Below are 21,320 nucleotides of genomic sequence, written 5' to 3' on the forward strand. Positions count from 1 at the left end.
CCGAGACCAAAACCGCCCTCGATCCTAAGCGACATTTGAGCCTGTTTGGACTCGTCGGTCAGTGACGTGTGCGACGGCTGCGCACCCCCTCAGCCCGTCAGCGCCCGCCGCAGTCGCTCCTCCTGTACGCGCCAGAAGTCGTGCTGCGCCCCGTCCACGAGGACGACCGGGATCTGCTCCCAGTACAAGCGGTGCAGCTCCGCGTCCTCGGTGATGTCCTTCTTCTCCCAGGACGCGCCGACCTCGGCGCAGACCTTCTCGATCACCTCCTGTGCGTCGTCGCACAGATGACACCCGGGCTTCCCGATCAGCGTGACCACCCGGTCGGCTGGATTCTTCTTCTCGCTCCGGCGAAAGATGGGACTCATACCGGCCATTCTGGCCCCCTGTCCGGGCCCCTCACGACGCCTGGATTTCACAGAGCGACAGCTTCTCGAAATCCGCTCGACTCCGGAACCACCGAACAAACTGGCTATGCTCACGGCATGGCCGCTCTCGGATGGCTCACACCCCGTAGGCGCTCCGCCACCGCGCGGAGCGTGCTGGCAGGCGAGGCTTCGGCCGAGGCCGCGCGCAAGTCCTCCCTGGAACTGGAGGACGCCGACCAGCTGGAGAACCAGGCGCCGCCGGGCGAAGAGGAACGGGACCAAGAGGAACAGGAACCCGTTTTCCCGGTCGTCGGCGACGACAAGGCCGCGGCCTTCTTCGACCTGGACAACACCGTGATGCAGGGCGCCGCGATCTTCCACTTCGGCCGCGGCCTGTACAAGCGGAAGTTCTTCCAGCGCCGCGAGCTGACCCGGTTCGCCTGGCAGCAGGCATGGTTCCGGATCGCCGGGATCGAGGATCCCGAGCACATGCAGGACGCGCAGAACAGCGCCCTGTCCATCGTCAAGGGCCACCGGGTCTCCGAGCTGATGTCCATCGGCGAGGAGATCTACGACGAGTACATGGCCGAGCGCATCTGGCCCGGCACCCGCGCCCTCGCCCAGGCCCACCTGGACGCCGGGCAGAAGGTGTGGCTGGTCACGGCCGCCCCGGTGGAGATCGCCACGGTGATCGCCCGCCGCCTGGGCCTGACCGGCGCCCTCGGCACGGTCGCCGAGTCGATCGGCGGGGTCTACACGGGCCGGCTCGTCGGTGAGCCGCTGCACGGCCCCGCGAAGGCCGAGGCCGTCCGCGCCCTCGCCGCCGCCGAGGGCCTGGAGCTGGGCCGCTGCGCCGCGTACAGCGACTCCCACAACGACATCCCGATGCTCTCCCTCGTCGGGCACCCGTACGCGATCAACCCGGACGCCAAACTCCGTACCTACGCCAAGGAGCGGGACTGGCGGCTGCGCGACTACCGCACCGGCCGCAAGGCGGCCAAGGTCGGCATCCCGGCGGCGGCCGGCGTGGGCGCCGTCGCGGGCGGCACGGCGGCCGTCATCGCCCTGCAGCGCCGCCGCCGCTGACCCTCCGCCGCCCTCCTCGGGAGCGCATTCCGAACGTCTTACCCGGAGCCGGACACGGCCAGTCACGCGGATACCACTCGGCCACAACGCGTCACGAGCGCTGCCGGAACATGACCTAATCCGATCAACAAGTGGTCACTCTCCGATGCTTGAACCATCTCCGATCAGCTACAGAAGTGACGTAATCGATGATTTGAGCAACTGGGTGTAGCGCTCCCTGCACGAAGCGTTATTCTCCTCAGACGCATTCCGGTACCCACTCGCCAGTACGACGAGTGAACGGTCCCGCACTGCACGTGATGGAAGCTCTGCCTCTGGGAGTCCCGTGTTTCAACACGTCGGGGTTGACGCCTCGGGCCTGGCTACGCTGCGCGCAACGGTCGTCGACCGTCTGCGCGGCTTCGTCCCCACCGCGTACGCCGTCCCCGCCCTCGCCGTCCCTGCGCCCGCCCGTCCATGCTTCGCGATGGCCGACAGCGGCGCGGCCACGGCGGGCAGACGAGCGCGCTCCGGCGCCGCCGGCACGTCCGGCACTTCCACCGCCCGCCGTCCCGCCGCGGACAGCGACAGCGCGCGCATGATGGACCTGGTCGAGCGCGCCCAGGGCGGCGAGGCCGACGCGTTCGGGCGCCTCTACGACCAGTACAGCGACACCGTGTACCGGTACATCTACTACCGCGTGGGCGGGAAGGCGACCGCCGAGGACCTCACCAGTGAGACCTTCCTGCGCGCGCTGCGCCGGATCGGCACCTTCACCTGGCAGGGCCGCGACTTCGGCGCCTGGCTGGTGACGATCGCCCGCAACCTGGTGGCCGACCACTTCAAGTCCAGCCGCTTCCGCCTGGAGGTCACCACCGGCGAGATGCTGGATGCCAACGAGGTGGAGCGCTCCCCCGAGGACTCGGTCCTGGAGTCCCTCTCGAACGCGGCACTCCTCGAGGCCGTGCGCCGGCTGAACCCGCAGCAGCAGGAGTGCGTGACGCTCCGCTTCCTCCAGGGGCTGTCCGTCGCCGAGACCGCCCGCGTCATGGGCAAGAACGAGGGCGCGATCAAGACCCTCCAGTACCGGGCCGTCCGCACCCTCGCCCGGCTCCTCCCCGACGACGCGCGCTGACCGACCGTCACGGTTCGCATCCTCCAACTCACCTTCCGTGAAAGAGAGATGCGATCGCGGTCGGATCATCCGTCGGTCCGTAACCCAAGTGCCGCGCCGATCGTTGTGCGGGATGCAGGCTCCCTGTGGTCACATCCGGATCGGTTTCACTCACTCGATCGTGTGCAAACTCTTCCGATGTGCAACCCCAGGATCACCTGGGGAGTCGACCGTCATGACGAGAGGAGGTGCCGCCAGTGATCGCACATGTCTCGGCACACCGGCGGGCGAACGCCTTCGCCCAGGCCCTGGATGACGAGTCCGCCCAGGACGCGGTGTCGCAGCAGCCGGAAGGACCGGCCGCCCCGTCCGAGCAGTCCGAGCAGGGCAGACTTCTGACCCTGACCGAAGGCCTCGGCGAACTGCCGAAACCGGAGCTCGATCCCGAGGTCAAGGTGGTGCAGCGAGCCCAGCTCGTTGCCGCCATGGAGGCCATGTTCGCGGAGGGCGCTCCAGGCCCAGCCGTACCGGAGCAACGCTCGGCGAAGGCCAAGGGCGCCCATCGCGCCAGCCCGTTGCGGAAGCTGCGGCCCCGCTCCCGCCTGACCAAGGGCATCGCCGCCGGCGGGCTCACCGTCGGTGTGGCCGCGGGCGCGTTCGGCGGTGTGGCGGCCGCGAGTTCGAACGCACTGCCCGGTGACCACCTCTACGGCCTCAAGCGCGGCATGGAGGACCTCAAGCTGGGCATGGCCGACGGTGACTCCGACCGCGGCCAGATCTATCTGGACCAGGCGTCGACGCGGCTGAACGAGGCCCGTCGACTGATGGACCGCGGCCGCACCGGCCACCTCGACCACGAGTCCGTCGGCGAGGTCCGCCGGGCCCTGTCGGGCATGCAGTACGACGCGTCGGAGGGCCACAAGCTGCTCAGCGCGGCCTACAAGCGGGACGGCTCGCTCGGCCCGATCCAGGTCCTCTCCGCCTTCGCCGAGTCGCACCGCAAGAGCTGGACGGCCCTGAGCGACAAGCTGCCGGTCCAGCTCGGCGACGTACGCGACCAGGTGGCCTCGGTCTTCGCCGCCATAGACGAAGAGGTCGGTCCGCTGCGCTCACTGTTGCCCCAGGCTCCCGGTCAGGGCAGCAAGGGCGGTACGGACCGGGGCGGCGGCACCGCCACGGACACCCCCGGCACCGAGCACTCGGCCCCGTCCGGCACCACCGGCCACGACCGGCACTCGTCCTCGGCCAAGCCCAAGCCGTCCAGCTCCAGCAGCGGCAAGGACGACGGCCTGCTCGGCGAGACCACGGGCGGCCTGCTCGACCCCCCGAAGGACGAGTCGACGCCGACCCCGTCCGAGGGCAAGTCCGGCGAGGGCACCACGGGCCCGGCCAAGCCGGACGTGACCCTGCCCCCGCTGCTGCCGGGCCTGCTGCCCGGCCTCGGCATCGACAGCGAGGACGCCGGCTAGCGGCACAGCCATCAGGGCCCGAGGACCACGTCCCCGGGCCCTTTTGCACGCACCCTCAGAAGAACACCGACCGCCGCTGCACCAGCAACTTGTACAGCGTGTGCTGGATCTGCTCGCGTACCTGGTCGGTCAGGTTGAACATCAGCATCGGGTCCTCCGCCGCCTCCGGCGGATACCCGTCCGTCGGGATCGGCTCCCCGAACTGGATCGTCCACTTCGTCGGCAACGGCACCGCCCCCAGCGGCCCCAGCCACGGGAACGTCGGCGTGATCGGGAAGTACGGGAATCCCAGCACCCGCGCCAGCGTCTTGGCGTTGCCGACCATCGGATAGATCTCCTCCGCGCCGACGATCGAGCACGGCACGATCGGCGTCCCGGCGCGCAGCGCGGTCGAGACGAAGCCGCCCCGGCCGAACCGCTGGAGCTTGTACCGCTCGCTGAACGGCTTGCCGATGCCCTTGAAGCCCTCCGGCATGACCCCGACCAGCTCCCCGCTCTCCAGGAGGCGCTGGGCGTCCTCGGCGCAGGCCAGGGTGTGACCGGCCTTGCGGGCCAGCTCGTTGACGACCGGCAGCATGAAGACCAGGTCGGCGGCGAGCAGGCGCAGATGACGGTTCTCGGGATGGTTGTCGTGCACGGCGACCTGCATCATCAGGCCGTCCAGCGGCAGCGTCCCGGAGTGGTTGGAGACGATCAGCGCCCCGCCCTCGGACGGGATGTTCTCGATGCCCTTCACCTCGACCCGGAAGTACTTCTCCGCGATCGGCCGCAGCAGCGACATCAGGACCTGGTCGGTGAGTTCCTTGTCGTAGCCGAACTCGTCGACGTCGTAATCGCCGGTGATCCGGCGCCGCAGAAAGGCGAGTCCGCCCGCGATCTTCCGGTCCCAGCCGCCCAGTCGCTCCGGTGCCGGGCTCTCCCCTGCGGCCTCGGCGTCGAGCGCCGGCGCCGGCTCCTGCACGGGCACGGCCGCCATCTCGCGCACGGCCACGGGCTCGCCGCCCCTGCGCCGGCCACCCGGCCCCCTGCGGCGTGCGGCAGCCTTGCCGGTCGCCCCCCGCGACCTGTCGTCGTCGAACGGAATGACCTTGGCATCCGCCATCGTTGATGCGCTCCTCAGTTGGCGCTCTGCGTCGGGGGCCGGCTCGGCGTGCGGGCACCGCCCAGGAAGGGCAGCGCGGCCACCCTGTCCACGGCTGACGCCAGGGCCTGGGGTGGCAGCAGTCCGGGTCCCCGGCCGCGTACGAAGTCCGCGAAGGTCTCCGCGGTCGTGTACGCGGGCCGGAACCCCAGGGTCTCGCGCATCTGAACCGTCGACACCACCCGCCCGTGCGTGAGCAACCGGATCTGCTCGGGCGAGAAGTCCGTGGCACCCAGCGTACGCAGCGCGCCGCCCACCCAGGTCACGGCCGGCAGCAGGACGGGCACGGTCGGCCGCCCGAGCCGGCGCGAGCACTGCGAGAGCAGCAGCACCCCGTCCCCGGCGATGTTGAAGGTCCCGCTGTTCAGGGTGGCCCGCCGCGGCTCGTGCGAGGCGATGCGCAGCACCTCGATCACATCGTCCTCGTGCACGAACTGAAGCCGCGGATCGTAGCCGAACACCGTCGGCAGCACGGGCAGCGCGAAGTACTGGGCGAGCGGTGAATCGGCGTTCGGGCCGAGGATGTTGGCGAACCGCAGCACGCACACGGCGACATCGGGGCGGCGCCGGGCGAACCCGCGCACGTACCCCTCGACCTCGACGGTGTCCTTGGCGAACCCGCCGCTCGGCAGCGACTTGGGCGGTGTCGTCTCGGTGAAGACGGCCGGGTCGCGCGGCGCCGACCCGTACACGTTCGTACTGGACTTCACCACGAGGCGCCGCACACTGGGCGCCTTCTGGCAGGCGCCGAGCAGCTGCATCGTGCCGATGACGTTGGTCTCCTTGACCGAGCCGCGGCCGCCGCTGGCCAGCGGGGTCCCGGTGACGTCCATGTGCACGACGGTGTCCACGGAGTGCTCGGCGAGCACCCGACCGATCGCCGGCTGCCGGATGTCGGCCTGGAGGAAATCCGCTCCGCCGAGATGGTGCGCGGGCGGCACGGCGTCCACCGCGATGACCCGCTCCACGTCGGGGTCCCGCTGGATGCGCCGCACGAACCGGCCCCCCAGCTGCCGGGCCGCCCCGGTCACGAGCACGACCTTGCCCAAGATCAGCGCCTACCTTCCGTCGCAGCCCCGCCGCGCTCCGCAATCACTGCCCGCGCCTCACGTTAGCGGTTCGATGTTGCGCTGTGATGACCGGACGATGCATGAAGTGACGACAGCCACAGCCGTACGTACATCGGCCGACCGGCCAACGCACTGTGGCCCTCCCACCGAACGGTGAAAGGGCCACAGATGACGCGCTTGACGCAGCAGTCGCTTACTTCTTGTTGCGACGCTGCACGCGGGTGCGCTTCAGCAGCTTGCGGTGCTTCTTCTTCGCCATCCGCTTACGGCGCTTCTTGATAACAGAGCCCACGACTACCCTCGCTCACTTCTCGGACAAGCCCCGCAAAGCGGGGACCATCACTCGGTGCGGGGCTGCATTGGGGCCCACACGACCTACGGGGGGCCAGCCTACCCCGCCCGAGTGCCGAGCCAGAAATCGAGGGCTTCGCCGGCTACGGATCAGCCCGCATCCACCCCCACATAGGACTCGCGGAGGTACTCGTGAACCGCTTGCTCCGGGACGCGGAAACTCCGGCCGACCCGGATCGCGGGCAGATGACCGCTGTGCACCAGCCGGTACACGGTCATCTTGGACACTCGCATGACCGAGGCGACTTCCGCCACGGTCAGGAACTGCACCTCGTTCAGAGGCCTACTCTCACCAGCAGCCATGTCACACCTGAACCTTCCGCACTCGACGGCCACCGGCTTCCCCTTCCGGTGACTCAACGTCGTTGCGTGCTCACTCCCCAATGTAGGGGCGTGTGGTGCGAGTGGGGAAGAGGAGATGCGATCGGCCGCCTACTGTGACAGACACGCTCGATTGAGTACATAGCGAGTAAGCGGTCGGTAGTAATCAGACCGCACAGCGTCATCAAGCGGAACGACGACGGACACCTGCCCCTCGGCCTCACCGACGAACAGGGCCGGATCATCCGTATCGGCCAGGCCGATGGCGTCGAACCCCAACTGACCTGCACCGCAGACCCATCCGTGGTCCCCCACGACAAGCCCGGGAAGCGGTTCTCCGGCCTCCGCGAGAACGGTCAGAGCGGTACGAACCGGGAGGGGGGAGTGCGTGTGCGCGCCCGTCTCACTTCCGGGCGGCCACGCCTCCGGTTCCCTTACCAGCGCGACACCTTGTACGTAGTCAAGGTTGTACGTGCGTAGACCGAACCGGGTCGTTATGTCGACACTGAGACCCTGCGCCGGAGTGAGGACGGGACAGCCTGCCGCCGACAGGGCGCTGGCCAAAGAGGCGTAGAAACCGAGCAGCCGATGCGGATGTCCCGTCCCGATGAGGACGGGAGACCGCGCGTCGGCGGCCCTTCCGAGGCGGTCGCCGAAGGCGTCGAGCGCCGCCAGCGTACGTTCCGGATCGATGATGTCGTACCCCGAGGTGTGCCCCGGATCCGGCGAGACCCCGCATTTGTCGGCCATGAGGGCGAGCAGGTCCCGCTGCCCCCAGGCCCATTCGGGATCGAGCCCGAGCAGCACACGCGGGTCCCGCGCCTCGAAGAGCCGGTAACTGCGCAGACTCTCCTCGCGGGAGGTCGCCACGGGCCCGGCAAGCCGAGCCGCCAACAGATGCGCACGGAGGGCGCCGGTGCTCAACACCTTTGCGATGCTGGCCCATTGACCGCCCGAGCACCCCCAAAACCCCAAAACACCCCACAGAGGGAGTAACCGAGCCCGCCGCCTTGGGCAATCTGCCGCCAGGGGCGGCAGGGTGGGCAAGGCGGCACCCCAGCGCCGGGCAGGCGCCTCGACGGACCCCCGCCACGGCCCCGCTAAGCCAGCAACCCCCGCAAGGGAAACGCGGCCTTCCGCGTAGCCAGAATCGCCTGATCCAGCCGATCAGCGGGGTCGTACCCTTCCTCCCACCCCCGGAACTCCACGGGCCACCGCCCATCGGTCATCCGGGCGGGAGCCAACTGCCGCGTACGAGCGAAGACTTCCTGCCGCCACGACTCCGGAATCACGGTCTCGGCCGCGATGTCCCGCCCGGCGGCGACGGCCACCAGATGCGTCCAGGACCGCGGCACGACATCGACGACGGCATACCCCCCGCCCCCGAGCGCGACCCACTTCCCGTCGGCGTACGTGTGCGCCAGCTCATGACAGGCGACCTGCACGGCCCGCTGCGCGTCGAGCGACACGGCGAGATGGGCGAGCGGATCCTCGAAGTGCGTATCGGCCCCGTGCTGGGTGACGAGCACCTGCGGCCTGAACTCCGCGAGCAGTTCCGGCACCACGGCGTGGAAGGCCCGCAGCCACCCGGCGTCCCCGGTCCCGGCCGGCAGCGCGACGTTCACCGCGGTCCCCTCGGCGGCCCCGTCCGCGCCGGTCTCCTCGGGCCACCCGGTCTGCGGGAACAGCGTCCGGGGATGCTCGTGCAGCGAGACGGTGAGCACACGCGGGTCCTCCCAGAAGGCGGCCTGGACCCCGTCCCCGTGGTGCACGTCCACGTCGACGTACGCGACGCGCTCGACGCCCAGCTCCAGGAGCCGCGCGATGGCCAGCGCCGCGTCGTTGTACACGCAGAACCCGGACGCGGCGCCCGGCATGGCGTGGTGCAGCCCGCCGGTGAAGTTCACCCCGTGCAGGGCGTCCCCGCGCCACACGGCCTCCGCGGCGCCCACGGACTGCCCGGCGATCAGCGCGGACACGTCGTGCATCCGGGCGAAGGCCGGGTCGTCGGTGGTGCCGAGCCCGTACGCGGGATCCGCCGCGGCCGGATCCAGGGAGGCGGCCTTGACCGCCTCCACGTAGTCCTCGCGGTGCACGAGCCGGAGCGTGGACTCACCGGCCCGCGCCGCGGCCACGACCTCGACCTCCCCCGCCCGGTCGAGCCCGAAGGCCCCCACCAGGCTCCGGGTCAGCTCCAGCCGGACGGGATCCATCGGGTGTCCGGGCCCGAAGTCATACCCCGCTACCGCTGGGTCCCACATCAACTGCACGCGGCCGCTCATGCCCGCCACCGTATCGGTCGCCGCCCTTCCCGAACGAAGGGGCGTACACCAGGGTCACCAGCACCAACGCCATCGGAACGAGCATCGCCCCGCGATAGCTCCACGCATCGCCCAAAGCACCCACGAGCGGCGAACCCACCAGAAAACCAACGTAGTTAAAGATATTGAGCCGCGCGACAGCGGCGTCGGAGGCCCCGGGGAACAGCCGCCCGGCCGCCGCGAAGGTCTGCGGCACGATCACGCACAGCCCGAGCCCGAGCAGCGTGAAGCCGAGCATCCCGACCCACGCCCCGGGCGCCACGGCCACGACACCGAACCCGCCGGCCGCGATCACGGTCCCCACCCGCACGACGGCCACGGGCCCGAACCGCCGCACTCCCACGTCCCCCACGGCGCGCCCCACGAGGGTCATCACCATGTACACGTTGTACGGGACCGTGGACAGCTGCTCCGAGCTCCCCAGCACGTCCTGCAAGTACTTCGCGCTCCAGTTGGAGACGGTCGAGTCCCCGATGTACGCGAACGCCATCACCAGGCACAGCGGCAGCAGCATCTTGAAGACGATCCCGCCGGCCTGCCCCTGCTCGACCTCGACCTCGGCGGCACCGCCGTCGCGGGCGTCGACGTACCACCGGCTGCCGATGAGGCAGAGCGGCAGCAGCACCGCGGCGACCGGCAGGTAGGACATGAACAGCGTCAGATCCCAGTGCGCCCCGGCCCACGCGACGGACGCCCCGACGATGCCGCCGAGGCTGTACGCGGCATGGAACCCGAGCATGATGCTGCGCCCGTACGCGCGTTGCAGGCTGACGCCGAGCATGTTCATCGAGGCGTCGAGCGCGCCCACGGCCAGGCCGAACGCGCCGAGGGCCACGGCGACCTCGACCATGGTGTCCCCGGCGCCGACACCGAGCAGCGCCAGGAGGACCACGGGCTGCGCCCATCGCAGCATCCGGCTCGGCCGGACCCGCTTCACGAGCTGCTCGGTGCAGACGCTGCTGACACCGGCGAGGATCGGCACGGCGGCGAGGAAGACGGGAAGCAGCCCGTCCGAGATCCCGTACTGGTCCTGAATGGCGGGAATCCGGGTCACCAGGAGCGCGAACGCCGCCCCTTGGGCGAAGAAGCTGAATCCCAGCGTTCTTCGGCCCCATCGCATCGCGCTTGTTATGCCTGCGTTCCCATCGGTCATGGCGGCTCAGCGTATGCGCCAGGCCTACCGCTGGGTAGATAGATCAAGCACCCAATTCCACCGAGGTCATGCCAGGAGTCCGGCCAAGTCACGCATATCGTCGAAGAGTTCATCGGCCCCCGTGAGCCGCTCGGCCGGCGTCATGGCGGTGAACCCGTACACGTCCATCCCGGCGGCGACGGCCGCCCGCACCCCGAGCGGACTGTCCTCGATGACCACGCACTTCTCCGGGGCGACTCCCATCCGCTCGGCCGCGTGGAGAAAGAGGTCCGGCGCCGGCTTCCCCCGCCCGACATCCTCGGAACTGAAAACCCGCCCGTCCCCGAACCACCGATCGAGCCCGGTCGTACGATGCCCGACCCGAATCCGCTCATGGCTCCCCGAGGACGCCACGCAATACGGCACTCCGTCGGCGCTCAGCTTCTCCAGTACTTCGACGACCCCGGGCACCGGCTGAAGCTCCCGCTCGAACGCGGCGAACACCCGGCCGTGAAAAACATCGTCGAAGTCATCGGGCAGCCGCTCCCCGGTCCGCTCGAGAACCAGGTCGTGTACGCGGTGCAGGGCGGCGCCCATGTAGTCGCGCAGGGAGTCCTCGTACGAGGTGGGGTGCCCGAGCTCGGTGAGATAGCCGGCGAGCAGCGTATTGGAGAGGGGTTCACTGTCGACGAGCACACCGTCGTTGTCGAAGATGACCAGTTCGTAGCGCATACGACGACCCTACGACCCCGTAAACGCAGAAAAGCCCGGACCGTTCCCGGTCCGGGCTTCTCTCAAAATTTGTTCGGCGGCGTCCTACTCTCCCACAGGGTCCCCCCTGCAGTACCATCGGCGCTGTAAGGCTTAGCTTCCGGGTTCGGAATGTAACCGGGCGTTTCCCTCACGCTATGACCACCGAAACACTATGAAACTGTCAACCGGAGCCGTGACCAAAAGGCTACGACGGTTGTTCGTGGTTTCAGAACCAACACAGTGGACGCGAGCAACTGAGGACAAGCCCTCGGCCTATTAGTACCGGTCACCTCCACACCTCACGGTGCTTCCAGATCCGGCCTATCAACCCAGTCGTCTACTGGGAGCCTTAACCCCTCAAAGGGGGTGGGAATACTCATCTCGAAGCAGGCTTCCCGCTTAGATGCTTTCAGCGGTTATCCCTCCCGAACGTAGCCAACCAGCCATGCCCTTGGCAGGACAACTGGCACACCAGAGGTTCGTCCGTCCCGGTCCTCTCGTACTAGGGACAGCCCTTCTCAATATTCCTACGCGCACAGAGGATAGGGACCGAACTGTCTCACGACGTTCTAAACCCAGCTCGCGTACCGCTTTAATGGGCGAACAGCCCAACCCTTGGGACCGACTCCAGCCCCAGGATGCGACGAGCCGACATCGAGGTGCCAAACCATCCCGTCGATATGGACTCTTGGGGAAGATCAGCCTGTTATCCCCGGGGTACCTTTTATCCGTTGAGCGACGGCGCTTCCACAAGCCACCGCCGGATCACTAGTCCCGACTTTCGTCCCTGCTCGACCCGTCGGTCTCACAGTCAAGCTCCCTTGTGCACTTACACTCAACACCTGATTACCAACCAGGCTGAGGGAACCTTTGGGCGCCTCCGTTACTCTTTGGGAGGCAACCGCCCCAGTTAAACTACCCATCAGACACTGTCCCTGATCCGGATCACGGACCGAGGTTAGACATCCAGCACGACCAGAGTGGTATTTCAACGACGACTCCCCAACCACTGGCGTGGCTGGTTCAAAGTCTCCCACCTATCCTACACAAGCCGAACCGAACACCAATATCAAACTGTAGTAAAGGTCCCGGGGTCTTTCCGTCCTTCTGCGCGAAACGAGCATCTTTACTCGTAGTGCAATTTCACCGGGCCTATGGTTGAGACAGTCGAGAAGTCGTTACGCCATTCGTGCAGGTCGGAACTTACCCGACAAGGAATTTCGCTACCTTAGGATGGTTATAGTTACCACCGCCGTTTACTGGCGCTTAAGTTCTCAGCTTCGCACACCCGAAAGTGCACTAACCGGTCCCCTTAACGTTCCAGCACCGGGCAGGCGTCAGTCCGTATACATCGCCTTACGGCTTCGCACGGACCTGTGTTTTTAGTAAACAGTCGCTTCTCGCTGGTCTCTGCGGCCACCCCCAGCTCACACTGCAAGAGTGATCACCAGGTGTGGCCCCCTTCTCCCGAAGTTACGGGGGCATTTTGCCGAGTTCCTTAACCATAGTTCACCCGAACGCCTCGGTATTCTCTACCTGACCACCTGAGTCGGTTTAGGGTACGGGCCGCCATGAAACTCGCTAGAGGCTTTTCTCGACAGCATAGGATCATCCACTTCACCACAATCGGCTCGGCATCAGGTCTCAGACTATGTGCCAGGCGGATTTACCTACCTGACGTCCTACACCCTTACCCCGGGACAACCACCGCCCGGGATGGACTACCTTCCTGCGTCACCCCATCACTCACCTACTACCAACTTGGGCGGCGGCTCCACCACTCCGAACCACGTCAAAGACGAGGACGGCGGTTTCACGGCCTTAGCATCACTGGATTCGATGTTTGACGCTTCACAGCGGGTACCGGAATATCAACCGGTTATCCATCGACTACGCCTGTCGGCCTCGCCTTAGGTCCCGACTTACCCTGGGCAGATCAGCTTGACCCAGGAACCCTTAGTCAATCGGCGCAAACGTTTCTCACGTTTGTATCGCTACTCATGCCTGCATTCTCACTCGTGAACCGTCCACAACTGCCTTCCGGCGCTGCTTCACCCGGCACACGACGCTCCCCTACCCATCACAGCAGGCGTTGGCCCTATTGCTGCAATGACACGACTTCGGCGGTACGCTTGAGCCCCGCTACATTGTCGGCGCGGAATCACTAGACCAGTGAGCTATTACGCACTCTTTCAAGGGTGGCTGCTTCTAAGCCAACCTCCTGGTTGTCTCTGCGACTCCACATCCTTTCCCACTTAGCGTACGCTTAGGGGCCTTAGTCGATGCTCTGGGCTGTTTCCCTCTCGACCATGGAGCTTATCCCCCACAGTCTCACTGCCGTGCTCTCACTTACCGGCATTCGGAGTTTGGCTAAGGTCAGTAACCCGGTAGGGCCCATCGCCTATCCAGTGCTCTACCTCCGGCAAGAAACACACGACGCTGCACCTAAATGCATTTCGGGGAGAACCAGCTATCACGGAGTTTGATTGGCCTTTCACCCCTAACCACAGGTCATCCCCCAGGTTTTCAACCCTGGTGGGTTCGGTCCTCCACGAAGTCTTACCTCCGCTTCAACCTGCCCATGGCTAGATCACTCCGCTTCGGGTCTTGAGCGCGCTACTGAATCGCCCTATTCGGACTCGCTTTCGCTACGGCTTCCCCACACGGGTTAACCTCGCAACACACCGCAAACTCGCAGGCTCATTCTTCAAAAGGCACGCAGTCACGAGACACCAAGCAAGCTTGATGTCCGACGCTCCCACGGCTTGTAGGCACACGGTTTCAGGTACTATTTCACTCCGCTCCCGCGGTACTTTTCACCATTCCCTCACGGTACTATCCGCTATCGGTCACCAGGGAATATTTAGGCTTAACGGGTGGTCCCGCCAGATTCACACGGGATTTCTCGGGCCCCGTGCTACTTGGGTGTCTCTCAAACGAGCCGCTGATGTTTCGACTACGGGGGTCTTACCCTCTACGCCGGACCTTTCGCATGTCCTTCGCCTACATCAACGGTTTCTGACTCGTCTCACAGCCGGCAGACTGTAAAAGAGAGATCCCACAACCCCCCAAGCGCAACCCCTGCCGGGTCTCACACGCTTGAGGTTTGGCCTCATCCAGTTTCGCTCGCCACTACTCCCGGAATCACGGTTGTTTTCTCTTCCTGCGGGTACTGAGATGTTTCACTTCCCCGCGTTCCCTCCACACTGCCTATGTGTTCAGCAGCGGGTGACAGCCCATGACGACTGCCGGGTTTCCCCATTCGGAAACCCCCGGATCAAAGCCTGGTTGACGACTCCCCGGGGACTATCGTGGCCTCCCACGTCCTTCATCGGTTCCTGGTGCCAAGGCATCCACCGTGCGCCCTTAAAAACTTGGCCACAGATGCTCGCGTCCACTGTGCAGTTCTCAAACAACGACCAACCACCCATCACCCCGAACCAGTTGCGGTTCGAGTGCACTGGGGCCGGCACTGAAGGCAGCCTTATCGGCCGTACCTTCAGATACCCAACAGCGTGCCCGGCCCGACCCGTTCTCTTCTCACGTTCCACGCCGAAGCAGTACTAGTGAAAGACAACCGATCGTGCCGAATAATCAACGTTCCACCCATGAGCAACCAGCATCAGACATTCGCTGATGTACTGGCCTCTGACCGAGCGAACTCGGTAAGAAGTGCTCCTTAGAAAGGAGGTGATCCAGCCGCACCTTCCGGTACGGCTACCTTGTTACGACTTCGTCCCAATCGCCAGTCCCACCTTCGACAGCTCCCTCCCACAAGGGGTTGGGCCACCGGCTTCGGGTGTTACCGACTTTCGTGACGTGACGGGCGGTGTGTACAAGGCCCGGGAACGTATTCACCGCAGCAATGCTGATCTGCGATTACTAGCAACTCCAACTTCATGGGGTCGAGTTGCAGACCCCAATCCGAACTGAGACCGACTTTTTGAGATTCGCTCCACCTTGCGGTATCGCAGCTCATTGTATCGGCCATTGTAGCACGTGTGCAGCCCAAGACATAAGGGGCATGATGACTTGACGTCGTCCCCACCTTCCTCCGAGTTGACCCCGGCGGTCTCCTGTGAGTCCCCATCACCCCGAAGGGCATGCTGGCAACACAGAACAAGGGTTGCGCTCGTTGCGGGACTTAACCCAACATCTCACGACACGAGCTGACGACAGCCATGCACCACCTGTACACCGACCACAAGGGGGCGCCTGTCTCCAGACGTTTCCGGTGTATGTCAAGCCTTGGTAAGGTTCTTCGCGTTGCGTCGAATTAAGCCACATGCTCCGCTGCTTGTGCGGGCCCCCGTCAATTCCTTTGAGTTTTAGCCTTGCGGCCGTACTCCCCAGGCGGGGAACTTAATGCGTTAGCTGCGGCACCGACGACGTGGAATGTCGCCAACACCTAGTTCCCACCGTTTACGGCGTGGACTACCAGGGTATCTAATCCTGTTCGCTCCCCACGCTTTCGCTCCTCAGCGTCAGTAATGGCCCAGAGATCCGCCTTCGCCACCGGTGTTCCTCCTGATATCTGCGCATTTCACCGCTACACCAGGAATTCCGATCTCCCCTACCACACTCTAGCCTGCCCGTATCGACTGCAGACCCGGGGTTAAGCCCCGGGCTTTCACAACCGACGTGACAAGCCGCCTACGAGCTCTTTACGCCCAATAATTCCGGACAACGCTTGCGCCCTACGTATTACCGCGGCTGCTGGCACGTAGTTAGCCGGCGCTTCTTCTGCAGGTACCGTCACTTTCGCTTCTTCCCTGCTGAAAGAGGTTTACAACCCGAAGGCCGTCATCCCTCACGCGGCGTCGCTGCATCAGGCTTTCGCCCATTGTGCAATATTCCCCACTGCTGCCTCCCGTAGGAGTCTGGGCCGTGTCTCAGTCCCAGTGTGGCCGGTCGCCCTCTCAGGCCGGCTACCCGTCGTCGCCTTGGTGAGCCACTACCTCACCAACAAGCTGATAGGCCGCGGGCTCATCCTTCACCGCCGGAGCTTTCAACCCCTTCCCATGCGAGAAGGAGTGGTATCCGGTATTAGACCCCGTTTCCAGGGCTTGTCCCAGAGTGAAGGGCAGATTGCCCACGTGTTACTCACCCGTTCGCCACTAATCCACCCCGAAGGGCTTCATCGTTCGACTTGCATGTGTTAAGCACGCCGCCAGCGTTCGTCCTGAGCCAGGATCAAACTCTCCGTGAATGTTTCCCCGTCATCGGGGTGACACCACGAGAGCGGAACCGGAAGAGGAATAATCTTCCGGTTCACAGCGTCCTCGCTGTGCGCCTACCAGTCAGTGACCGGCAGGACTTTTTCAAAGGAACCTCGTCCCAGCCTGATGGCCGGAGACGGGGTATCAACATATCTGGCGTTGATTTTTGGCACGCTGTTGAGTTCTCAAGGAACGGACGCTTCCTTTGTACTCACCCTCTCGGGCTTTCCTCCGGGCGCTTCCCTTCGGTGTTTCTTTTGTTCTTGCGTTTCCGACTCTATCAGACCGTTTCACCGGCCGATTTCCCCGGGGTCCTGCTTCGCTTTCCGGCCTTTCGGCTTTCCGGCGAGTCCGACTCTATCAGATCCTTTCGGGCCTGATTCCCAGTCAGCGGGCTTGTCTTCCCGGCCTGTTGGGCCGTTCCGACGAGTGAGACTTTAGCGGAATCCCGGCTCCCGAGCTAATCGGGGTTCGGGCCCTCCGGTCTTTCGAACGGAGATTCCTCATTTCGCAAAAGCGCGCGCAAACGGTGTCACGACGACAGGGAGAAACCAGTCGTTGTGCGTTTGAGTGGGTCTTGCGGAATGGCTGTCCGGGGACCAACCGGAGTCGGCGCTCACGTCGGACAACTCGGAGCACACTACGGTCCGGCCCGGGGCGTGTCAACTCCTTGCCCCGGGCCCGTGCGAAAGGCAGGTGTCAGCTGTTGTTGCCTGAGGCCAGGGCGCGGCTGCGGTCGCGGGCCGCTTCGAGGGCGGCGATGAGCGCGGCCCGTACGCCGTGGTTCTCCAGCTCGCGGATCGCGTTGATGGTCGTACCGGCCGGGGACGTGACGTTCTCGCGGAGCTTGACCGGGTGTTCGCCGCTGTCGCGGAGCATCGTGGCCGCGCCGATCGCGGACTGGACGATGAGGTCGTGGGCCTTGTCGCGCGGGAGGCCGAGGAGGATGCCGGCGTCGGTCATGGCTTCGACCAGGTAGAAGAAGTAGGCCGGGCCCGAGCCGGAGAGGGCCGTGCAGGCGTCCTGCTGGGACTCCGGGACGCGGAGGGTCTTGCCGACCGAGCCGAAGATGTTCTCGGCGTGGGCCAGGTTCTCCTCCGTGGCGTGGGTGCCGGCGGAGATGACGGACATCGCCTCGTCGACCAGGGCCGGGGTGTTCGTCATGACGCGGACCACCGGGGTGCCCTCGGGGAGGCGCTCCTCGAAGTACGTGGTCGGGATGCCGGCCGCGCCGCTGATGATCAGGCGGTCGGCCGGGATGTGCGGGGCCAGCTCGGTGAGGAGCGTGCCCATGTCCTGGGGCTTCACCGTCAGGATCAGGGTGTCGGCCTGCTTGGCCGCCTCCTGGTTGGTGACGGGGGTGACGCCGTGGCGGGCGCGCAGTTCCTCGGCGCGCTCCGGGCGGCGGGCCGTCACCAGGAGGTCCGCCGGGGCCCAGCCGCCGCGGATCATTCCGCTGAGCAGGGCTTCACCGATCTTGCCTGTGCCGAGTACGGCGACCTTGTGGCTCATGGGCGTGGACCTCCCGTGGTGCGTGTGATGCGTCGTCCCGTCGTCGGGCATCCTCGCATCGGGCGGTCCGGGGCCCGGCGGCTGTCCGGTGGGCGGACGGGCGTCAGGGCGTGCGGCGGCGCAGGGTGGCCGCACCGACGACCAGGACCAGGACGGTGCAGCCCGCGACGATCAGAACATCGCGGAGGTAGGCGGCGGTGGGGTCGGTGTGGTGCAGGACCTCGTTCATGCCGTCGACCGCGTACGACATGGGGAGGACGTTCGAGATCGCCTCCAGCACGGGTTGCATGCGGTCCCTCGGGGTGAACAGGCCGCAGAGCAGGAGCTGGGGGAAGATCACCGCCGGGAGGAACTGGACAGCCTGGAACTCGGTGGCCGCGAAGGCCGAGACGAAGAGGCCGAGGGCCGTGCCGAGCAGGGCGTCGAGGAGGGCCACCAGGAGGAGCAGCCAGGCCGAGCCGGTGACGTTCAGGTCGAGGACCCAGAGCGCGAGGCCCGTGGCGAGCGCCGACTGGACGACCGCGACGGCGCCGAACGCGAGGGCGTAGCCCGCGATGAGGTCGCCCTTGGCCATGGGCATCGCGAGGAGGCGTTCGAGGGTGCCCGAGGTGCGTTCGCGCAGGGTCGCGATCGAGGTCACCAGGAACATCGTGATCAGCGGGAAGATGCCGAGGAGCGAGGCGCCGATGGAGTCGAAGGTGCCGGGGCTGCCGTCGAACACGTAGCGCAGCAGGAGCAGCATCAGGCACGGGACCAGGAGCATCAGGGCGATGGTGCGGGGGTCGTGGCGGAGCTGGCGCAGGACGCGGGTCGTGGTGGCGGTGGTGCGGTGGAGGTTCATGCCGCGTCCACCAAGTGCAGGAAGGCCTCCTCGACCGTGTCGGTGCCGGTTCTCGCGCGCAGGGCCTCGGGGGTGTTCTCGGCCAGGAGTTCGCCGTCGCGCATGAGGAGCAGGCGGTCGCAGCGCTCGGCCTCGTCCATGACGTGGGAGGAGACGAGGAGGGTGGTGCCGTGGGTGCGGGTGAGGTCGTGGAAGAGGCGCCACAGGTCGCGGCGGAGGACGGGGTCGAGGCCGACCGTCGGTTCGTCCAGGACCAGGAGGTCGGGGGTGCCGATGAGGGCCACCGCGAGGGAGACCCGGCTGAGCTGGCCGCCGGAGAGGGTGCCGGCCAGGGCCTGGGTGTGGGTGGTGAGGTCGACGGCGGCCAGGACGCGGTCGGTCTCCGCGCGGCGGCGGGCGGCTGCCGCGCGGCCGGTGCCGGGGAGGAGGATCGCGGCGAAGTGGTCCAGGTTCTGGTGGACGGTCAGGTCGAGGTAGACGGACGGGGCCTGGGTGACGTACCCGACGCGGGAGCGCAGGCTCGGGTGGCCCGCGGGCCTGCCGAGGACCGTGAGGGTGCCGGTGGCCTTGGCCTGGGTGCCGACGAGGGCGCGCAGCAGGGTCGACTTGCCGCAGCCGGACGGGCCGAGGAGGCCGGTGATCCGGCCGCGCGGGACCGTGAAGGCGAGGTCGCGCAGGACCCGGCGGGTGCCGCGGACGACCGAGAGGCCGGTGGCCTGGACCGCAGGCCCTTCCGGGGTGCCGGACGGCGACCGGCTCGCTCTTTTATTCATCACTCGATGAATATCTCGCTCGCGGATGGCCCGGTCAAGGGCGGCGTACGACGGTGAGCTCCACGGCGTAGGCGTCGTCGATCATGCCGTCGGGGAAGTGGCGCAGGAGGTGGGCGCGTTCGTCCTCCAGGACCGGCTTGGCGCGCTCCGGGCCCAGCACCACGAAGTACGAGCGGCTGGCGAGGTGGGCCAGGTGCAGGTCGACCGGGATGCGGCGGGTCCAGCGCAGGCGGCGGAAGACGGTGGTGGGGGCCGGGGTCAGGCCGAGGGCGGCGACGAGGCGGGCCGCGTCCGCGCTGACGCCGTGACGGTGGTAGCCGGGCAGGCGTTCCTGGAGGCGGCGCTCCTGGGCGGCGGCCCAGGCGACGTCGGGGTCGGGGACGTTCCACCACAGGGCGAGCGCGCCGCCGGGGCGCAGGACGCGCAGGGCCTCGGGGACCGAGCGGGCCGGGTCGGTCCAGTGCCAGGACTGGGCGTAGGTGATGAGGTCGGCGGTGGCGTCGGCGAACGGCAGGGCGTCGCCGTAGGCGCGGACCAGCGGGACGCCGGGGAGGGCCGTGCGGAACTGGGCGCCCATGCCGGGGCCCGGTTCCACGGCGATGACGTCGGCGCCGCGGTCGCGCAGCGGGGCCGTGGCGATGCCGGTGCCCGCGCCCACGTCGAGGACGCGTGCCCCGCGCAGGGAGGTGCCCGCCAGTTCCTCGACGGTGTCGAAGAGCGCGGGCGGGTAGCCCGGGCGGGCCGTGGCGTACTGGGCGGCGACCCCGTCGAAGGAGAGCGCGAAGTCGGCGGCAGGGCGGGCGGCCGGCGGCGTTTCGTCAGTCATGCCGCCATCGTCGCCGTGCGCGGCGCCCGATGTCAGGAGGCGGTCAGCCCTTGCGCTGCTTGCCGCCGGACTTCTTCTTCGCCGGGTTGCCGGTGCGCCGCTCGCTGCGGCGCGCGTACTGCTCGCGGGCGGTCTCGTACTCCCGGCGCCGCAGCTTCTCGCCCGGGGCCTCCGTCACGCAGCGCACGGCGTACGCGACGAGGACGCCGACGAAGCCGATCGCGAGGAAGCCGCGCAGGGACGCCTGCTTCTCGGGGTCGGGGCGTTCGGAGAAGCCGCCCCAGGTGCGGCTGAAGCCGAGGGCGCTGCAGATCGCGAACGCGGCGACGAGCAGCACGTTCACGAAGGAGCCCACGTCGGCCAGGGCCAGGCCCTGGTAGGCGAAGCGGAGTACGAAGCAGCCGGCGACGGCCAGGACGAGGGCGCCGATGCCGACACCGGCGCGGCGCAGCCCGTAGTGGCCGCTGTGGTCGACCCAGGTCGTACCGAAGAAACGGATCTCCTCGGGGCGCGGGCCGGGGGTGCTCGGCCCGGGGATGCTCGGGGTCGGAGTGCTCGGAGTGGGGGTGCCGGTTTCGTCGCTCACGGGTCGATTATCACCGGGCGGGGCGCGGGGTGCGCGGGACCTCCCGGCCCGCGCCCGGTGCGGCCCGTCAGGCGCAGCGCGGTGCGACGTAGCCGTCGCTGCCCGTCTTCACGTAGGAGTCCGAGACGTACTGGCCGCTGCCGATGCTGTCCCAGAGGTTCGTGGTGCCGTAGGTGCCGGTGACCCACTCGCCGGGCTTCTGGCAGGTGATCGGCACGCTGGCGCCGAGCGGGAGGGTGCGCACGAGCTGGTAGTGGGTGCCGGGGCCGCTGCGCACCTTGAGGCGGACGCCCGGGGCGACCGGGTAGCGGGTGGCCGTGGCGGCAACCGCCTCCGCGCCGTCGATGTCCGCTATGCCAGTGTTCTCAACAGCCATGTGAATCTCCCCCGTTGACGTCCGTGACGCGCGTCGCGCGGTGCGACGCGCGCAGGCTAGCAAGCCCCTCCGGTATCGCACG

The 21,320-nt window shown here is 67.0% G+C and carries 18 protein-coding genes and 3 rRNA genes; 3 read left to right on the plus strand and 18 right to left on the minus strand.

Annotation, left to right across the window (positions count from 1 at the left end):
- Positions 1–89: 89 nt before the first annotated feature.
- The gene (locus ABII15_RS17010; protein WP_353943177.1) at positions 90–368 is read right to left on the minus strand and encodes a glutaredoxin family protein; all 279 of its coding nucleotides are present in this window, start codon (positions 366–368) and stop codon (positions 90–92) included.
- Positions 369–485: 117 nt separating this feature from the next.
- Between ABII15_RS17010 and ABII15_RS17015 the strand changes: the two genes are divergently transcribed.
- From ABII15_RS17015 to ABII15_RS17025, 3 genes are all read left to right on the plus strand, one after another.
- Complete coding sequence (locus ABII15_RS17015; protein ID WP_353943178.1) at positions 486–1,454, plus strand: HAD-IB family hydrolase; 969 nt, start codon at positions 486–488, stop codon at positions 1,452–1,454.
- Positions 1,455–1,779: 325 nt separating this feature from the next.
- A complete protein-coding gene (locus ABII15_RS17020) occupies positions 1,780–2,568 on the plus strand; it encodes an ECF subfamily RNA polymerase sigma factor, BldN family (RefSeq protein ID WP_353943179.1) in 789 nt (262 codons plus the stop codon).
- A gap of 236 nt (positions 2,569–2,804) precedes the next feature.
- The gene (locus tag ABII15_RS17025; RefSeq protein WP_353943180.1) at positions 2,805–4,016 is read left to right on the plus strand and encodes a DUF5667 domain-containing protein; all 1,212 of its coding nucleotides are present in this window, start codon (positions 2,805–2,807) and stop codon (positions 4,014–4,016) included.
- Between the two features lie 55 nt (positions 4,017–4,071).
- Here the strand turns inward: ABII15_RS17025 and ABII15_RS17030 are convergent, their stop codons facing one another.
- The 17 genes from ABII15_RS17030 to ABII15_RS17110 form a co-directional block, all read right to left on the minus strand.
- Positions 4,072–5,118: a lysophospholipid acyltransferase family protein gene (locus ABII15_RS17030; protein ID WP_353943181.1), complete on the minus strand. Its 1,047-nt coding sequence runs from the start codon at positions 5,116–5,118 to the stop codon at positions 4,072–4,074.
- Between the two features lie 14 nt (positions 5,119–5,132).
- Positions 5,133–6,206 (minus strand): NAD-dependent epimerase/dehydratase family protein, encoded by a 1,074-nt coding sequence (locus ABII15_RS17035; protein ID WP_353943182.1) that lies wholly within the window; start codon positions 6,204–6,206, stop codon positions 5,133–5,135.
- A gap of 214 nt (positions 6,207–6,420) precedes the next feature.
- A complete protein-coding gene (locus ABII15_RS17040) occupies positions 6,421–6,519 on the minus strand; it encodes an AURKAIP1/COX24 domain-containing protein (RefSeq protein ID WP_003948845.1) in 99 nt (32 codons plus the stop codon).
- A gap of 149 nt (positions 6,520–6,668) precedes the next feature.
- Positions 6,669–6,881 carry a helix-turn-helix domain-containing protein gene (locus ABII15_RS17045; protein ID WP_158689180.1) on the minus strand — a complete coding sequence of 71 codons (213 nt, stop codon included), beginning with the start codon at positions 6,879–6,881 and terminating at the stop codon, positions 6,669–6,671.
- A gap of 129 nt (positions 6,882–7,010) precedes the next feature.
- Entirely contained in the window at positions 7,011–7,826 is an 816-nt protein-coding gene (locus ABII15_RS17050; RefSeq protein ID WP_353943184.1) for a phosphatase, read from the minus strand.
- A 173-nt stretch (positions 7,827–7,999) separates the two neighbouring features.
- On the minus strand, positions 8,000–9,181 hold the full coding sequence (locus ABII15_RS17055) for an acetoin utilization protein AcuC (protein WP_353943185.1): 1,182 nt from the start codon (positions 9,179–9,181) through the stop codon (positions 8,000–8,002).
- Positions 9,132–10,352 (minus strand): MFS transporter, encoded by a 1,221-nt coding sequence (locus tag ABII15_RS17060; protein ID WP_353947093.1) that lies wholly within the window; start codon positions 10,350–10,352, stop codon positions 9,132–9,134. The genes ABII15_RS17055 and ABII15_RS17060 overlap by 50 nt, the downstream gene beginning before the upstream one ends.
- Positions 10,353–10,439: 87 nt before the next feature.
- The gene (locus tag ABII15_RS17065) at positions 10,440–11,084 is read right to left on the minus strand and encodes an HAD family hydrolase (protein ID WP_353943186.1); all 645 of its coding nucleotides are present in this window, start codon (positions 11,082–11,084) and stop codon (positions 10,440–10,442) included.
- 71 nt (positions 11,085–11,155) lie between these two features.
- Positions 11,156–11,272, minus strand: a 5S ribosomal RNA gene (gene rrf, locus ABII15_RS17070).
- An 89-nt stretch (positions 11,273–11,361) separates the two neighbouring features.
- A 23S ribosomal RNA gene (locus ABII15_RS17075) occupies positions 11,362–14,485 on the minus strand.
- Positions 14,486–14,788: 303 nt separating this feature from the next.
- A 16S ribosomal RNA gene (locus ABII15_RS17080) occupies positions 14,789–16,314 on the minus strand.
- Together the 16S, 23S and 5S rRNA genes form the textbook arrangement of a ribosomal RNA operon.
- A 709-nt stretch (positions 16,315–17,023) precedes the next feature.
- Positions 17,024–17,836: a pyrroline-5-carboxylate reductase gene (gene proC / locus ABII15_RS17085; RefSeq protein WP_353943187.1), complete on the minus strand. Its 813-nt coding sequence runs from the start codon at positions 17,834–17,836 to the stop codon at positions 17,024–17,026.
- Positions 17,837–17,939: 103 nt separating this feature from the next.
- On the minus strand, positions 17,940–18,677 hold the full coding sequence (locus tag ABII15_RS17090) for an ABC transporter permease (protein WP_353943188.1): 738 nt from the start codon (positions 18,675–18,677) through the stop codon (positions 17,940–17,942).
- Positions 18,674–19,450 (minus strand): ABC transporter ATP-binding protein, encoded by a 777-nt coding sequence (locus ABII15_RS17095; RefSeq protein ID WP_353943189.1) that lies wholly within the window; start codon positions 19,448–19,450, stop codon positions 18,674–18,676. Before ABII15_RS17095 ends, ABII15_RS17090 begins: the two co-directional genes overlap by 4 nt.
- A gap of 34 nt (positions 19,451–19,484) precedes the next feature.
- A complete protein-coding gene (locus tag ABII15_RS17100; RefSeq protein ID WP_353943190.1) occupies positions 19,485–20,276 on the minus strand; it encodes a class I SAM-dependent methyltransferase in 792 nt (263 codons plus the stop codon).
- Positions 20,277–20,319: 43 nt separating this feature from the next.
- Positions 20,320–20,862, minus strand: a complete 543-nt coding sequence (locus tag ABII15_RS17105) for an EamA/RhaT family transporter (RefSeq protein ID WP_353943191.1) — start codon at positions 20,860–20,862, stop codon at positions 20,320–20,322.
- 67 nt (positions 20,863–20,929) lie between these two features.
- Positions 20,930–21,238 carry a hypothetical protein gene (locus ABII15_RS17110; RefSeq protein WP_353943192.1) on the minus strand — a complete coding sequence of 103 codons (309 nt, stop codon included), beginning with the start codon at positions 21,236–21,238 and terminating at the stop codon, positions 20,930–20,932.
- Between the last annotated feature and the right edge of the window lie 82 nt (positions 21,239–21,320).

The sequence above is a fragment of the Streptomyces sp. HUAS MG91 genome (assembly GCF_040529335.1).
Taxonomy (GTDB): domain Bacteria; phylum Actinomycetota; class Actinomycetes; order Streptomycetales; family Streptomycetaceae; genus Streptomyces; species Streptomyces tabacisoli.

What these genes read in the sequence shown, in the direction of transcription:
- ABII15_RS17010 (WP_353943177.1), bottom strand. Translation starts at nt 368, where the DNA reads ATGAGTCCCATCTTTCGCCGGAGCGAGAAGAAGAATCCAGCCGACCGG.
- ABII15_RS17015 (WP_353943178.1), top strand. Translation starts at nt 486, where the DNA reads ATGGCCGCTCTCGGATGGCTCACACCCCGTAGGCGCTCCGCCACCGCG.
- ABII15_RS17030 (WP_353943181.1), bottom strand. Translation starts at nt 5,118, where the DNA reads ATGGCGGATGCCAAGGTCATTCCGTTCGACGACGACAGGTCGCGGGGG.
- ABII15_RS17045 (WP_158689180.1), bottom strand. Translation starts at nt 6,881, where the DNA reads ATGGCTGCTGGTGAGAGTAGGCCTCTGAACGAGGTGCAGTTCCTGACC.
- ABII15_RS17055 (WP_353943185.1), bottom strand. Translation starts at nt 9,181, where the DNA reads ATGAGCGGCCGCGTGCAGTTGATGTGGGACCCAGCGGTAGCGGGGTAT.
- ABII15_RS17065 (WP_353943186.1), bottom strand. Translation starts at nt 11,084, where the DNA reads ATGCGCTACGAACTGGTCATCTTCGACAACGACGGTGTGCTCGTCGAC.
- proC (WP_353943187.1), bottom strand. Translation starts at nt 17,836, where the DNA reads ATGAGCCACAAGGTCGCCGTACTCGGCACAGGCAAGATCGGTGAAGCC.
- ABII15_RS17090 (WP_353943188.1), bottom strand. Translation starts at nt 18,677, where the DNA reads ATGAACCTCCACCGCACCACCGCCACCACGACCCGCGTCCTGCGCCAG.
- ABII15_RS17095 (WP_353943189.1), bottom strand. Translation starts at nt 19,450, where the DNA reads ATGAATAAAAGAGCGAGCCGGTCGCCGTCCGGCACCCCGGAAGGGCCT.
- ABII15_RS17100 (WP_353943190.1), bottom strand. Translation starts at nt 20,276, where the DNA reads ATGACTGACGAAACGCCGCCGGCCGCCCGCCCTGCCGCCGACTTCGCG.
- ABII15_RS17110 (WP_353943192.1), bottom strand. Translation starts at nt 21,238, where the DNA reads ATGGCTGTTGAGAACACTGGCATAGCGGACATCGACGGCGCGGAGGCG.